13 protein-coding genes are annotated in these 14,587 nt (G+C 75.3%); 5 read left to right on the forward strand and 8 right to left on the reverse strand.

Going from position 1 to position 14,587, the window contains the following annotated elements:
• Positions 1 to 203: 203 nt before the first annotated feature.
• The gene (locus M1O15_RS29565; protein WP_248637294.1) at positions 204 to 1,718 is read left to right on the forward strand and encodes an FUSC family protein; all 1,515 of its coding nucleotides are present in this window, start codon (positions 204 to 206) and stop codon (positions 1,716 to 1,718) included.
• 643 nt (positions 1,719 to 2,361) lie between these two features.
• The gene (locus M1O15_RS29570) at positions 2,362 to 3,414 is read left to right on the forward strand and encodes a lactonase family protein (protein ID WP_248637295.1); all 1,053 of its coding nucleotides are present in this window, start codon (positions 2,362 to 2,364) and stop codon (positions 3,412 to 3,414) included.
• Between the two features lie 223 nt (positions 3,415 to 3,637).
• On the opposite strand, the gene M1O15_RS29575 is transcribed toward M1O15_RS29570, so the two are convergent.
• Entirely contained in the window at positions 3,638 to 4,558 is a 921-nt protein-coding gene (locus M1O15_RS29575) for a sirohydrochlorin chelatase (RefSeq protein WP_248637296.1), read from the reverse strand.
• Positions 4,559 to 4,716: 158 nt separating this feature from the next.
• Between M1O15_RS29575 and M1O15_RS29580 the strand changes: the two genes are divergently transcribed.
• The gene (locus M1O15_RS29580) at positions 4,717 to 5,394 is read left to right on the forward strand and encodes a uracil-DNA glycosylase (protein WP_248637297.1); all 678 of its coding nucleotides are present in this window, start codon (positions 4,717 to 4,719) and stop codon (positions 5,392 to 5,394) included.
• Between the two features lie 4 nt (positions 5,395 to 5,398).
• On the opposite strand, the gene M1O15_RS29585 is transcribed toward M1O15_RS29580, so the two are convergent.
• From M1O15_RS29585 to M1O15_RS29605, 5 genes are all read right to left on the reverse strand, one after another.
• Positions 5,399 to 5,536, reverse strand: coding sequence for a hypothetical protein (locus tag M1O15_RS29585; RefSeq protein ID WP_248637298.1), 138 nt, complete (start codon positions 5,534 to 5,536; stop codon positions 5,399 to 5,401).
• Positions 5,537 to 5,545: 9 nt separating this feature from the next.
• Positions 5,546 to 6,223, reverse strand: a complete 678-nt coding sequence (locus M1O15_RS29590; protein WP_248637299.1) for a hypothetical protein — start codon at positions 6,221 to 6,223, stop codon at positions 5,546 to 5,548.
• 322 nt (positions 6,224 to 6,545) lie between these two features.
• Entirely contained in the window at positions 6,546 to 6,833 is a 288-nt protein-coding gene (locus tag M1O15_RS29595) for a tetratricopeptide repeat protein (RefSeq protein WP_248637332.1), read from the reverse strand.
• A gap of 283 nt (positions 6,834 to 7,116) precedes the next feature.
• Entirely contained in the window at positions 7,117 to 8,718 is a 1,602-nt protein-coding gene (locus M1O15_RS29600) for a glycerol-3-phosphate dehydrogenase/oxidase (protein WP_248637300.1), read from the reverse strand.
• Positions 8,715 to 9,314, reverse strand: coding sequence for a TetR/AcrR family transcriptional regulator (locus M1O15_RS29605; protein ID WP_248637301.1), 600 nt, complete (start codon positions 9,312 to 9,314; stop codon positions 8,715 to 8,717). Before M1O15_RS29605 ends, M1O15_RS29600 begins: the two co-directional genes overlap by 4 nt.
• A 78-nt stretch (positions 9,315 to 9,392) precedes the next feature.
• Here M1O15_RS29605 and M1O15_RS29610 point away from each other — a divergent pair, with 78 nt between their 5' ends.
• Both M1O15_RS29610 and M1O15_RS29615 read left to right on the forward strand, forming a co-directional pair.
• The gene (locus tag M1O15_RS29610; RefSeq protein ID WP_248637302.1) at positions 9,393 to 11,150 is read left to right on the forward strand and encodes an FAD-binding oxidoreductase; all 1,758 of its coding nucleotides are present in this window, start codon (positions 9,393 to 9,395) and stop codon (positions 11,148 to 11,150) included.
• 28 nt (positions 11,151 to 11,178) lie between these two features.
• Positions 11,179 to 12,069 carry a diacylglycerol kinase family protein gene (locus M1O15_RS29615; RefSeq protein ID WP_248637303.1) on the forward strand — a complete coding sequence of 297 codons (891 nt, stop codon included), beginning with the start codon at positions 11,179 to 11,181 and terminating at the stop codon, positions 12,067 to 12,069.
• Positions 12,070 to 12,109: 40 nt separating this feature from the next.
• Here M1O15_RS29615 and M1O15_RS29620 read toward each other — a convergent pair whose 3' ends face one another.
• Positions 12,110 to 13,195: a WD40/YVTN/BNR-like repeat-containing protein gene (locus M1O15_RS29620; protein ID WP_248637304.1), complete on the reverse strand. Its 1,086-nt coding sequence runs from the start codon at positions 13,193 to 13,195 to the stop codon at positions 12,110 to 12,112.
• Positions 13,196 to 13,333: 138 nt separating this feature from the next.
• Positions 13,334 to 14,413, reverse strand: a complete 1,080-nt coding sequence (locus tag M1O15_RS29625) for an NADH:flavin oxidoreductase/NADH oxidase (protein WP_248637305.1) — start codon at positions 14,411 to 14,413, stop codon at positions 13,334 to 13,336.
• Positions 14,414 to 14,587: the final 174 nt, after the last annotated feature.

The following is a 14,587-nucleotide window of genomic DNA, read 5'->3' on the forward strand; positions in this document are numbered from 1 at the left end:
CCACCGGCGCCAATGGCTCACCCCTGGCTTCCTCATCCCACCCGCCAACGTGCCATTGGCCCATCCCCTCCTGTGCCGGTTGAGCCAACAGCGCCGCGGATGGTCTCATAGGGGTGTCGATGGCGCTGCGGAACTCCGCGGCGCCTTTTTCATGCCGGTCATCGGGACACCGGAGAGACCAGGGCGAAGGGGCGGGAGACAGAGTGCTGAAGAGGATGTTCGCGGCTCCGGACCCGGGACGGCTGCGGCTGCGCGCCGCCACCCGGGCCGTCCTCGGCATCGGGGGCGCGGTGGGGGTGACCGGACTGGCCGGCCACTCGCTCACCGCCGCGGTCACCGGCGGGCTCGCCGCGCTCCTCGCCCTGTTCACCGTCACCGACGCCGCCGTGCGCGGCCAGCTCATCACCACCGCGCTGCTCCCGGCGGCCGGCTTCCCGGTGCTGGCCCTCGCCGCCCTGCTGCACGACCACCCGTTCGCCCGCGACTTGGTCTTCCTCGCCATCGTCGGCGCCGGGGTCTACGCTCGCCGCTGGGGGCCCCGCGGTCACGCCCTGGGCGTCTTCGCCTTCATGACCTTCTTCGTCACGCAGTTCCTGCACACGGCCCCCGGCCAGCTGCCCGAGCTGTACGCCGCGGTCGGGCTGTCGCTACTGACCTGCTCGACGGTGCGCTTCGGGGCCTGGTGCTACGAGCGCCGGATCGCGCTGCCCGCGCCGCCGACGTACCAGGAGGGGCGCGGGCTCGCCCGCACCACCACCCGGCAGGCGGTCCAGGCCACCCTGGGCTGCGCGGTCGCCCTGGTCATCGGACAGGGGCTGTCGGGCGAGCGCTGGTACTGGGCGGTGGGCGCCACCTGGTGGATCTTCGTGAACACCGCCTCCCGGGGCGAGACCCTGGTGCGGGGCTTCCGCCGGGTGCTGGGCACCCTGATCGGCATCGCCGTCGGCCTGGTCGTCGTCATCCCGCTGAAGGGCGCCCCCGGCCCGACCGCCGCCCTGGTCGCGGTCTGCGTCTTCGGCATCTTCTACACGGCCGCGGTCTCCTACACCTGGATGATGCTCTCGGTGACGCTGCTGGCGGGCGGGCTGTACGGGCTGCTCGGCGTCCTCGACCCGGCCCTGCTCGCCCTGCGCATGCTGGAGACCGGTGTGGGCGCGCTCGGCGCCGTGCTCGCGGTGCTCCTGGTCCTGCCGGTCACCACCCACGCCACCACCGACGCCTGGATCGCCCGGGCCCTGCGGTGTGTGCACGCCTGCACCGCCGAGGCCGCCGCCCGGCTCTCCGGCACCCCGGACGCCGACCCGGCCCCCCACGTGGCCCAGCTGGAGGCCCTGCTCGGCCGGGTGCGGCTCTCACTCGCCCCCCTGGTCCACCCGCTCAGCCCCCTGCGCGCCCGCAAGGCCCGCGCCCGCCAGGTGCTGGCGCTGCTCGACGACTGCGCCCGCGAGGTGCGCGGCCTCGCCTCCGTCGCCGCCGACCCCGAGGCCTCCCACGACGCCCGGCTGGCCGCCGCCTGCTGGCGGGTCGAGGCCGCCGTGGAGGCCCTGACCACCCCCGAGGCCGCCCGCGAGCTCACCACCGCCGCCCCGGCCGACGCGCCCCACCCGGCCACCGACCCGATCCCCGCCCTCGCTCACCTGCACCAGCTGGAGAAGGCTCTCATCGAGCTGGCCCACCCCCTCCGCAGCCCCACCCGCGCCCCCTTGATCGGCGCCTGAGCGGCTGACCAGCGCCTGAGCGACTGATCAGCGCCGGGGTGATTCATCAGGCGCCTGGGCGACTCAGCTGGAGCGACTGATCGGCGCCTGGGCGGCCAGGGCCGGACCTGAGCGACTACGGCCGCGCCTGGGCTACCAGGGCCGCGCAGCGACTACGACTGCGCCTGGGCTACCAGGGCCGCGCCCGAGCGACCTGAGCCGTGCCTGAGTGACCCCCTGAGTGACCCGGGGCCGCGCTTGAGCGGCTGGCGCCGATGTGTCCTCATGTCCCCGCCCCCTTCTGCCTTCCCGTGCGCGTCCGCACGCCCGCCCCCGTCTGACTCCCCGTGCGCGTCCGCACGCCCTGCCCCCTTTTGACTTCCTCTTTGGGCAACGAGCCGGAGACCGCGGAAGTGCCGGGTTGGCGAGAGCTCGCCACGAGCCGACCTGAGAGGCGGCGGCCGTGTGGCGGTTCCCGGTGTCGGACCGCGGCGCGTCCGGGCCTAGCCGAACCCGCGTGCACGGGCGCGGGACGCGGCTGATCGGGGTAGGGGAGGGGCGTCATCGTCCCACCGGCTCCCGGGACTTGGTCTAGACCTGCTAGCGTCGGGCGCGCGCGGGTGCCGATCGGCGGCGCCGGCGAACGGCGGGAAGGGGCGGCGCGGTGGCGGACCAGTCAGGACGGGTGGGCGGACGGGCCTACATCGGGTCGTTCACCTCGAACGGCGGCCGAGGGGTGCTCGCCGCCACCGTGGACCCGCACAGCGGCGCACTCACCGTCACCGGTGCCTGCGACGAGGTGGCCGACCCCTCCTACCTCGCCGTCGCCCCCGGCGGTGGCCTGCTCTACGCGGTCTCCGAGACCGAGCGCGGCGCCGTCGCCGCGCTCGTCCTCGACGGACCCGCGCCCCGGCTGCTCGGCCGGCCCGCCCCCGTACGCGGAGAGTCGCCGACCCATCTCGCGCTCGCCCACGGCCATGTGCTCACCGCCAACTACGGCTCCGGGAGTGTCAGCGCCCTGCCGATCGACGGCGGTGGACGGCCTGGGCCCGCCATACATGTCGTCCAGCACCAGGGCGGCGGTCCCGACGAGGAGCGCCAGGCCGGTCCGCACGCCCACCAGGTCACCGCCGATCCGGCCGGCCGCTGGGTGCTCAGCGTGGACCTGGGCACCGACTCCGTACGCATCACCGTGCTCGACCCGGTCACCGGCCGGTTCACCCCGCACGGCGAGACCGCGCTGCGCCCCGGCACCGGCCCGCGCCATCTCGCCTTCCACCCGGCCGGCGGCCACGCCTATGTGGTCGGGGAGCTGAAGCCCACGCTCACCGTCTGCCGCTGGGACGGCGAGGCCGGCCTCCTGGTGCCGGTCGGCGAGACGCCGCTGCTGCCCGAGGACGGCTCCGCGACCGGCTTCCCGTCCGAGATCGCGATCGCCCCCGACGGTCGGTTCGCCTGGGTGGCGGTCCGCGGCGACGACAGCGTCTCCGTCCTCGCGCTGGACGAGAGCGGCGAGAAGCCCGAACTCCGCGCCACCGTGGACTGCGGCGGCGTCTGGCCCCGCGACCTGGTCCTGCACCCCTCGGGGAAGTGGCTGTACGCGGCCCATGAGCACTCCGGTGATGTCACCTGGTTCGCTCTCGACCCCGAGACCGGCACCCCGGTACGGGCCGGATCGATCGAGGCCCCCGCCGCCTCCTGCGTGGTCTTCGCCTGACCGCGCGCCCTCGCCGCTGTCCGCCCGCCGTCGCCGGGCCGGTCGAGGGGGCTGGGAAACCCTTGGGTAAACCCTGGAAACCCGAGGAAACCCGTAGGCGACCCGGGAAACCCATGGGCAGCCCCGGGAAACCCGAAGGGCCCGTACCGAGATTCCTCGGTGCGGGCCCCTTCGGTGTGTCGAACAAAGTGCCGGGCGCGGGAAAGCGCCGCGGGCAAGCGGCTCAGCGTGCGGCGACGCCCTGCGGCTGCGGGGTGATGCCCAGCGCCGCCGAGTACTGCGACAGCACCAGCTTGCCGACCGCCGGGTACGCGCCGAGCGGCTCGGCCACCGAGCAGCCGGCCACCCGGGCGGCCTCGTCCAGCAGCCCCGCGGCCAGCTCGGGGCCGATCAGATACGGCGCCAGCGCGAGCGCCTGCGAACCCGAACCGCGCAGCTGCTCCGCCACCGCGGCCACCGAGCCCTCCTGGTCCAGCGCGGCCGCCATCACCGGCACGGCCAGGCGCGCGGCCAGCAGCATCCCGGTGATCCCGGCCGCCTGCACGGCCTCCTCGCCGCCGGTGGTCGCCAGCACGATGCCGTCGGCCGCCGTGGCCACCGTGAACAGCCGGGCCCGGTCGGCGCGGGCCAGCCCGGCCTCCGACAGCCGTACGTGCAGCGCCTCGGCGAGCAGCGGGTGCGGGCCCAGCACATCGGTCAGCTCAACCGGCGCGCCACTGGCCGCGGCCGCCTCCCGGACCCGGCCCGTCAGCACGGCGTCCGGACCGGCCAGCAGCGGCACCACGACGGCGGCCGGGCCCGTCGGCTCGGCCACCTCGCGCCCGGCCGCGCGCGCGAACTCGTACCGCTCCACCCGCAGCGCGGCGGCCTGCGCCAGCACCGAGGAGAGCGAGGGGAACGCGACGTCATCGCCGTCCAGGAACCCGACGGCCGCCTCCAGACCGGGGAGCTCGGAGCGGGCGATGCTCACGATCTCCTCCGCCACTCCCCGGACGGCGGGGGAGGGCGTACCGGGTACGGCGAGCACGAGCGCGGGCGCCCCCTCGGGCGCCACGGCAGGCTCGGGTCGGCGGTGCCGCCCCGGCTGGCGGGGACGCGGCATTCGTACAGGAAGGCCGTTGTCGGGCCCTGTGGGGGTGCTCATGGCGCCGCATGCTACTGGTTCGCCCCTCACCGAGGTGTGGGGAGGGGGAGGTAGGGCGGCCTTGGTCCGGTTATGTCGGGTCATGTGACCGGACCGGCCCGTCACCGGGATGCGCGGAGCCGCCATGAGCATGCGCGTTACACCAGTAGAGTGACGGCGTGGCAGCACGACCGTTGAGTGAACTTGTCGAGCCGGGCTGGGCCGAGGCGCTGGCCCCGGTGGCCGGGCGCATCGCGCACATGGGGGACTTCCTGCGGGGGGAGATCGCGGCGGGCCGCACCTACCTCCCGTCCGGGGCGAACGTCCTGCGCGCCTTCCAGCAGCCCTTCCAGGACGTAAGGGTACTGATCATGGGTCAGGACCCCTACCCCACCCCGGGGATGGCCATCGGGCTGAGCTTCGCCGTCGCGCCCGACGTCCGCCGGCTGCCCGGCAGCCTGGAGAACATTTTCCGCGAGATGGGCGACGACCTCGGCCTGCCGCGCCCCTCCAACGGCGACCTGACCCCGTGGACCGGCCAGGGCGTGCTGCTGCTCAACAGGGCGCTCACCACCGAACCCCGCAAGCCCGCCGCGCACCGCGGCAAGGGCTGGGAGGAGGTGACCGAGCAGGCCATCAAGGCACTGGTCGCCCGTGGCAAGCCGCTGGTCTCGGTGCTCTGGGGCCGGGACGCCCGCAATCTGCGCCCGCTCCTCGGCGACCTGCCGGCCATCGAGTCCGCCCACCCCTCGCCCATGTCGGCGGATCGCGGCTTCTTCGGCTCCCGCCCCTTCAGCCGGGTCAACGAACTGCTGGCCAAGCAGGGCGCCGAGCCGGTGGACTGGCGCCTGCCGTAGCCGGTCACTCACCGGGGGCGCGGCGCAGTGCATAGGTGTCGCCCGAGTCCGGGTCGCCGAGGACGGTGTACAGCGTGACCGCGCCCGGGGTGCCGCTGACGTTCCAGTCGATCGTCGTGCACCCCTCGACGGTCACCACCACCGACTGCCCTTACGGGGAGTCGCCCTCGGTATACGACCAGGTGCCGGTGCCTGAGCAGGTGCCCACCCGGTCGGGGACGCTCCCCTCGTGCTCGACGTCCCGGGCGGTCGCCGTGCCGTCGGACTCCAGCCGCGGCGTGCCGCCGTCCCCGTCGGTCCAGACACCGACGGCCTGCTCACGGGAGAGCCGCGGCGGCTCGTACTCCGTCAGCAGACCCGTGCCGAAGGCCGCCGCGATCGCTCCGCCGACCACCGCCGGCACCAGCAGCCCGCCGACGGCGGTGAGTCCGCACGCCTTCCCGGTGCGGATCGGCACCGGGCGCAGCGCGACAGGCCGCACCGCCAGCGCTGGTACGGCCAGGGCGGCGGTGGACACCAGCCAGGTCCAAGCGGCGCCGACCGCCGACGTACCGCCGAGGAGCAGCGAGACGCCCGGCAGGAACGGGGCGGGCACCGCCGCCAGGGCGGGCGTCCACCACCAGGACGGGCGCCCGGAGCGGCGCTCCAGCCATCCGGCCGGCTCCACCAGCGGCAGCACCGCCGTCACCGAGATGAACCCGAGAGGTGCCCCGCAGACCAGCAGGATGGCCCCGCCCGCCGCATCGGTCGCCAGATGCGCCTGCTGGACGGAGTCGTAGGCCTCAAGGACCGCGGTGGCCAGGGCGGTCTCCCAGAACAGCACGGTCACCGACAGCAGCAGGGACCGACCGAACCGGTTGAACGCCCCGGGCGGCGGCCCCGCCCGCCACCGCGGCCCCGCCTGCCATCGCGGCTCCGCTACCGACGACCCACCCCTCTCCGTCTGCTGCCACGCCACCACAGCCCCCTCCCAGAGCCATCAACCTCGGACAGCGAGGGCCCACGGCTGCGAGGGCCCACGGCGGTGGGGGCCCACGGCAGCGAGGGCCCACGGCGGTGGGGGCCGACCGCGGCGGGGGCCTATTGAGAGACGGGCCGCCGTCCGGCCCCGCTCAATTCACAGCCCCCGCCAACTCCGCCACCCGCCCCGCTCACTCCACCGGCTCGCCGCCCATCGCCGCCGCCAGCCGCAGTTGCGGGGCGGCTTCGGCGTCGCGGCCCTGGCGCTCCAGGGTGCGGCCGAGCAGCAGCCGGGCGTACCGCTCCACCGGGTCGCGCTCCAGGACGGCGCGCAGCTCGGTCTCCGCCCGGCCCAGCCGCGCCGAGTGGTAGTAGGCGCGGGCCAGCAGCAGCCGCGGGGCGACCTGCTCGGGGGCCTCCTCCACCAGTCCGTCGAGGATGCGGGCGGCGGTGACGTACTCCTTGGCGTCGAAGAACATCCGGGCGCGGTCCCACCGCTCGGCGGCGGTGCCGAACTCGTAGTAGCTCACGGCGCTCCCTCCTCGACCGGCCCGGTGCCGGCTCGCAGCCCTGACAACCGGCCCTGGTGGTTGAAAATTCCACCAACAAGCCGCCGTTGCGAGGCCGCCGCCACTCCGTCATCCGAGCCGCTGCCCGTCACGCCCCCAGCCGCAGCCGCAGCCGACCACCTCGGGCCCCGGCCCCCGCCACCGGCCCCCGCTACCGCGCCGGGCCCCGGCCCCCGCCACGGAGAGCCCCCCGCTATCGCGCCGGGCTCTCCGCGTACCGCTCCAGCACCCGCGCCGCGCTCTCCAGCGCAGCCGCGCGGTCCTCGGGGACCAGGCCCACCCGGGTGCGCCGGTCGAGCAGGTCGGCCGCGTCGAGGGCACCCTCATGGCGTACCGCCCAGACCAGTTCGGCCGCCGTCACCGGATGCCCGGGCGCCACCGGCTCGGCCAGGGCCGGGTCGGTCAGGGCGAGGGCGTGTACGGCCGGGGCCTCGGTGCCGTAGCACCGCACCAGCCGGGCGGGCGCGTCCAGGGCGGCCAGCCGGTCCGGGGCGGCGGCGCCGACCAGCGGCAGCAAGGCGGTGCGGCAGGGGCCGGCGGCCAGGCCCCGGGCGGTGACAGTCGCGTCCACCGCGTCCTGGGCCATCCGCCGGTAGGTGGTCAGCTTGCCGCCGACCACGGTCACCACCCCGTCGGGGGAGGTGAGGACGGCGTGCCGGCGGGAGATGTCGGCGGTACGGGCGGTCCCGGTGCCGCCGGAGGTGTCGAGCAGCGGCCGCAGCCCGGCGAAGGCGCCCACCACGTCCGCGCGGTCCGGACAGACCTCCAGCGCCGAGCCGAGCACATCGAGCAGGAAGCCGATGTCGGTCTCCGGCACCTCGGGCACCTCCGGCACCGGACCGTCCACCGGCTCGTCGGTCAGCCCCACATAGGTGCGCCCGTCCCCCTGCGGCAGCACCAGCACGAAGCGGTTGGACTCGCCGGGTACGGGGATGTGCAGCCCGGCCCCGAGGTGGGCCAACTCGGCGGAGCGCAGCACCAGATGGGTGCCGCGCGAGGGGCGCAGCCGCAGGCTCGGGTCCAGTCCGCCGGCCCAGACGCCGGTCGCGTTGACCACCGCCCGGGCCTTGATCCGGGTCTCCTCGCCGGTGAGTTCGTCCCGTACCCGGGCCCCGTCGGCATCCAGGGCGAGCGCCCGGACCCGGGTGAGGATCCGCGCGCCACGGCCCGCCGCGGTACGGGCGATCGCGGTCACCAGGCGTGCGTCGTCGGAGAGTTGGCCGTCCCAGGAGAGCAGTCCGCCGCGCAGCCCGGCCGGCCGCAGGACCGGCGCCAGATGGCGGGTCTCCACCGCGGACAGCCCGCGCGGGGCGGGCAGGCTGGCCCGGGAGGTACGGGCGGAGGCCCGCAGCAGGTCCCCGGCGCGCAGCCCGGCGCGCACCAGCGCGGCCTGTGACCGGGACACCAGCGGGGTGAGCGGGAGTACGAACGGCTGGGCGCGCACCAGGTGCGGGGCGGTGCGCTCCATCAGCACCCCGCGTTCGACCGCGCTCTCATGGGCGACGTCGAGCTGCCCGCCGGCCAGATAGCGCAGTCCGCCGTGGATCAGCTTGGAGCTCCATCGGGAGGTGCCGAAGGCCAGGTCATGGGCGTCGATCGCGGCGACGCTCAGCCCTCGGGACGCGGCGTCCAGGGCGACCCCGGCACCGGTGGCGCCGAGGCCGACGACCAGCACGTCCACCCGCCGCCCACCGGCCGGCCCACCCGGCCCGCCCGTTCCGGCCAGTTCGGCCAGCTCGCGGCGGCGGCGCTCGGCGGTCAGGGAGGAACCGGTGGGCGGGACGGTGCGAGTCATGGGGCGAGGGTCCTTTCCAGCAGGGTGCGCAGCTCGTCCAGGAAGTCCGCCTCGGCGAGCCCCGGGGCGGCCTCGTCGGCCATGGTGCGCAGCGAGAGGGTGAACGACTGGACGACCAGCAGCAGCGAACGGGCCTGGAGGTCGGGGCGGCCCGGCCGGACCGAGCCGTCGGCGTGGCCCTCGGCGAGGGCGCCGGTCAGCAGCCCGAGCAGGGCGTCCTGGGTGGCACCGCGCCGGTCGAGCATGTACGGCAGCAGCAGCTCGGGATCGACGTCGAGGATCTTGTGGAAGAGCGGATGGGCGCGGAACGCCGCCACCCCCGCCACCAGCCCGTCGACCAGCCGGTCCCGGGTGGCCGTGCCGTCCTCCCGCTCCGGCATCACCGACATGGCGACCGCGATCCACTCCCGGGTCATCAGATCGCCGACGAGGGTCCGCACGTCCGGCCAGCGGCGGTACAGCGTCATCCGGGAGACCCCGGCCCGCCGGGCCACATCGGTCAGCGTGGTGCGGCGCACCCCGACGGCGAGGACGCAGTCCCGGGCCGCGTCGAGCACGGTGTCGGCGTCCGCATGGTTGTGACGAATGGGCGTCATCTGTCACAGTGTAATGCCAGTGGAGCCGGGGGGCACCCATCCGGGCCCCCGCGCCGTCGACGGTGAGGAACGACCGAAGTGGACATGTTGTGGAACGGCTGGGGCGACCCGGCCCGGGCGAAACGGCTGCCGGAGTCCGTGGTCGGGCTGCTGCGCGACATGCTCGGCGTCACCCCGCGGGAAACGCCGGTACCGGCCGCCCCGGACGACATCGAGGTCCCGCCGACCCCGCTCTCCGCCACCACACTCGCCGCCTTCGCCGAGGCCCTGAGCGGGGAGGCTCTCGGCGGGCAGGAGCACGAACGGCAGGAGCGCCGCGGGGCGGACCGCGGCGGGGATGGGCGCGACGGGGCGGAGCCCGGCTGGGGACGGTACGTCCGCACCGACGCCGTCGGCCGCGTCCGCCACACCCGCGGCAAGTCCACCCCCGACCTGCTGCGGCTGCGTGCCGGGGACGTCACCGACCTGCCGGCGGCCGTCCTGCTGCCCGGCAGCCATGACGAGGTGCTGGCCGTGCTCCGGCTCTGCGCCGAACACCAGGTCTCCGCCGTGCCGTTCGGCGGCGGCACCTCCGTGGTCGGCGGACTGGCGCCCGAAGGCGCCCGGCCCTTCGTCGCCCTGGACCTGCGCCGGCTGAACACCCCGCCGGAGATCGACGAGGTCTCCCGCACCGCCGTCCTGCCCGCCGGGCTGCGCGCCCCGAAGGCCGAGGCCCTGCTCAACGAACGCGGCTACACCCTCGGCCACTTCCCGCAGTCCTTCGAATGGGCCACCATCGGCGGCTTCGCCGCGGCCCGCTCCAGCGGCCAGGCCTCCGCGGGCTACGGCCGCTTCGACGAGATGGTGCTCGGCCTGACCGTCGCCACCCCCGAGGGCGGCTGGCAGGCGGGCCGCGCCCCCCGCTCGGCCGCCGGCCCCGACCTGCGCCAGCTGGTCCTGGGCTCCGAGGGCGCCTTCGGCGTGATCACCTCGGTGACCGTGCGGATCCGGCCGCTGCCGGTACGCCGGGTTTACGAGGGCTGGCGCTTCGCCTCCTTCGAGGCCGGCGCCGCGGCACTGCGCGGGCTCGCCCAGGACGGCCCGCGCCCCACCGTGCTGCGGCTGTCCGACGAGACCGAGACCTTCATCGGCCTCGCCCACCCCGACCGCATCGGCTCCACCGCGCCGGAGACGGCCGGCTGCATGGCCGTCGTCGGCTACGAGGGCACCGCCGAGGACACCGCCGAACGCCGCTCGGCCGCCCGCAAGGCACTGACCGCGGCGGGCGGTACGTACGCGGGGGAGGAGCCCGGCGAGCACTGGGCCCGCGGCCGCTATGACGCCCCCTATCTGCGCGATGCCCTGCTGGACGCGGGCGCCTTCGCCGAGACCCTGGAGACCGCGGCCTTCTGGTCGGACATCCCCGCGCTCTACGAGGGGGTGCGCCGCGCCCTCACCGACACCCTCACCGAGGCCGGCACCACCCCGCTGGTGATGTGCCACATCTCGCACGTCTACGAGAACGGCGCCTCGCTCTACTTCACCGTGGTCTCCGCCCAGGGCGAGGACCCGGTGGCCCACTGGGAGCCGGCCAAGCACGCCGCCAACGAGGCCATCCTGGAGGCCGGCGGTACCATCAGCCACCACCACGGCGTCGGCACCGACCATCGCGACTGGTACGCCCGGGAGGCCGGAGAGCTCGGCATCCGCGCCCTGAGCTCCGTCAAGGCCGCCCTCGACCCCGACGGCATCCTCAACCCCGGCATCCTCCTCCCGGCCCCGGCCCCGGCCCCGGCCCCGGCCGCCGGTTCCTCCTCCCGTACCCCTTCCGTCCCCTCTTCCGCCGACCGGCCCTGACCCGGCCCCGCCCCCTGGAGGCGCGCACATGCGACAGTTCACCGCCGTGGTCAACCCGGCCGCCGGCAGTTCCAGCGGCGCGGCGGACCTGCTGGCGCTCGCCCGACTGCTCCGGGAGGCCGGGGCGGGGCTGGAGACCCGCTACAGCCGCAGCCTGGAGCACGCCCGCGAGCTGGCCCGGGAGGCCGGCGGACGCGGCCGGGTGGTGCTGGCGGTCGGCGGGGACGGCATCGCGGGCGGCGTAGGCGGCGCCCTCAGCGGCACCGGCGCCGTCCTCGGGCTGGTCCCGGCCGGGCGCGGCAACGACTTCGCCCGCGCGCTCGGCCGGACCGGCAAGGCCCTCGACGTACCCGCCCTCGCGAAGACCCTGCTGCACTCCACCCCCAGGGTGGTGGACACCATCGAGGTCACCTCCGCCGTCCACCCTGGCGTCTCCGTACTCGGCAGCGTCTACGCGGGGGTGGACGCCGTGGCCAACCGCCACGCCAACACCTCCCGGCTGCTCAGCGGCGCCGCCTCGTACTACGTCGGCGGGGCCCGGGCGGTGGCCGGCTGGCGCCCGGCCGCCTACCGGATCACCGTGGACGGCACCGAGCACAGGGAGCGCGGCTACACCGTGGTCGCCGCCAACTCCGGCTACTACGGCTTCGGCCGCCACATCGCCCCCGGCGCCCTGCTGGACGACGGGCTGCTGGACGTGGTCGTCATCCGGCACGGCCCCCGGCGGCTGTTCTTCTCCCTCATGAACGAGCTGAAGACCGGCGCCCATCTCTCCCGCCCCCAGGTGCGGGTGCTGCGCGGCAAGGAGATCCGCATCGAGGCCGACCGGCCCGTGCCCTACGGCGCCGACGGCGAGGTGGACGCCGTCCTGCCGGTGACCGTGCGGGTGCAGCCGGGCGCCCTGAAGGTGCTCGCCTGAGGCCGCCCGCCTCCCCGGGCCCGTCCCGGGGCCGGTGCGCTCAGCCGACCACCGCCGCCCGTACGCAGAGCACATCGGGCAGATGGGAGGCGAGCAGCTCCCAGCTCTCCCCGTCGTCGCCGCTGGCGTACAACTCGCCGTTGCGGTTGCCGAAGTAGACACCCGCCGGGTCGGCGTCGTCGGTGCACAGCGCGTCCCGCAGCACCGTGCCGTAGTGGTCGTGCTCCGGCAGCCCGGCCGACAGCGCCTCCCAGCTGCCGCCCCCGTCGCCGGTGCGGTAGACCCGGCAGCGCCGGTCGACCGGCACCCGGTCGGCGTCCGCGGTGATCGGGAAGACGTAGGCGGTGTCCGTCCGGTGCGGATGGGCGGCGAGGGCGAAGCCGAAGTCGGACGGCAGGCCCTCGCCGATGTCGGTCCAGCTCGCCCCCGCGTCATCGCTGCGGTAGACGCCCCAATGATTTTGCAGGTACAGCCGGTCCGGGTCGCCCGCGCCCTGGGCGACCTTGTGCACGCACTGCCCGAACTCCGGGTGCCGGTCCGGCAGGAAGACCGCCGACACCCCGTGATTGGACGGGGACCAGTGCGCGCCGCCGTCCTCGGTCCGGAACACCCCGGCGGTGGAGACCGCCACCGTCACCGCGTCCGGTGTTCGCGGGTCGGTGACCACCGTGTGCAGCCCCTCGCCTCCGCCGCCCGGCACCCACTGCGAGCGGGTCGGGTGCTCCCACAGCGGCCGCACCAGTGCGAAGCTCTCCCCGCCGTCCTCGGACCGGAACAGCGCGGCCGGCTCGGTGCCCGCGTAGACGACACCCGGGGCGGCCGGGCCCGCCGGATGGAGCTGCCAGACCCGCTCCAGTGACGCCCCGGTGTCCTTCGGGAAGGAGACCGCGGGCCGGGCCGGCTCTGTCCAGCTCGCCCCCAGGTCGTCGGAGTGGAACACCGACGGGCCCCAGTGGGCGCTGTCCCCGCCCGCCAGCAGCCGGGGCGTGCCCGCCCGCGTGTCGATGGCGGCCGAATAGATCGCCTGGGCGGTGAAGAAGGGACCCTCGAAGTCCCACCGCCCGCCCTTCCTGCGGCCGAGGAACAGCCCCTTGCGGGTGCCCGCGGCCAGTAGTACGTCGGTCATGGTGCGCCCACTCCTCCGTGCCACCGCTGACGCCGTTGTCGCGGATACGGGCCAGTCTGCACCCGCCCACTGACAACGGCCCTCCCAGCGGTTTCACCGCAGGTCAGCCCCTGTGCGGCCGGATCGGGGCCGGTGGCCTCAGACCGAGCGGTGGTACTGGTCGGGCACATGCACGGCCCCGCCCAGGGTCCGCGCCGCGCGCCGCGCCCAGGAGGGGTCGCGCAGCAGCTCGCGGCCGAGCAGCACCGCGTCCGCCTCCCCGTTGGCCACGATCTTCTCGGCCTGGGCCGGCTCGGTGATCAGCCCCACGGCGGCGACCGGCAGGCCCGTCTCGCTCCGCACCCGGGCGGCGAACGGCACCTGGTAGCCCGGGCCGGTCGGGATGGCCGCCCGCGGGGCGTTGCCGCCGGTGGACACATCGAGCAGATCCACCCCGTGCTCCTTCAGCAGCGCGGCCAGCCGTACCGTCTCGTCCGCGGTCCACCCCGCCTCGTCCAGCCAGTCGGTGGCCGAGATCCGGAAGAACACCGGCAGCTCCTCGGGCCAGACCGCACGCACCGTGTCCACCACCTCCAAGGCCAGCCGCACGCGGTTCTCGAAGGAGCCGCCGTAGGCGTCGGTGCGGTGGTTGGAGTACGGGGAGAGGAACTCGCCGATCAGATAGCCGTGCGCCCCGTGCACCTCCACCACGTCGAACCCGGCGTCCCGGGCCCGTCGGGCGGCGTCGGCGAACTGCGCCCCTACGGCCGCGATCTGCTCGGTGGTCAGCTCCTCCGGCACCGGGTGGCCGGTGTCGAAGGGCAGCGGGCTCGGCCCCACCGGCTGCCAGCCGGTCTCCGGGTCCGTCACCGGGGCGCCGCCCTTCCAGGGGCGGTCGGTCGATCCCTTGCGTCCGGAATGACCCAGCTGGATACCGGGAACGGTGCCCTGGGTCCGCAGGAAGTCGGTGATCCGCCGCAGCGCCCCGGCCTGCCGGTCGTTCCAGAGGCCCAGGTCGTACGGGGAGATCCGGCCCTCGGGCGATACGGCCGTCGCCTCCAGCAGGATCAGCCCGGTGCCCCCGGCCGCCCGCGCCGCGTAGTGCGCGAAGTGCCAGTCCCCGGCCACCCCGGCGTCGAGGCCGGTCGCCTCGGCGCTGTACTGGCACATCGGCGCCATCCAGACGCGGTTGGGGATGGTCAGCGACCGCAGGGTACGGGGCTCGAACAGTGCGCTCACGGGGGCGCTCCTCTCAGGGTGGGACCGGCCGCCGCGGCACGGGCCGGCGACGGGCGGGTCGGTGGGGCCGACCGGTAGTACGGTAAACCTCGTACTACGGTCACTGTCAAACTACGATGACCGTCCGACTATGCCGAGTGCCGACCTATGATGGTGCTGTTGCCGCGGGCCTCG

Origin of the sequence: Streptomyces lichenis (assembly GCF_023218175.1) — a bacterium.
Lineage (GTDB): Bacteria > Actinomycetota > Actinomycetes > Streptomycetales > Streptomycetaceae > Streptomyces > Streptomyces lichenis.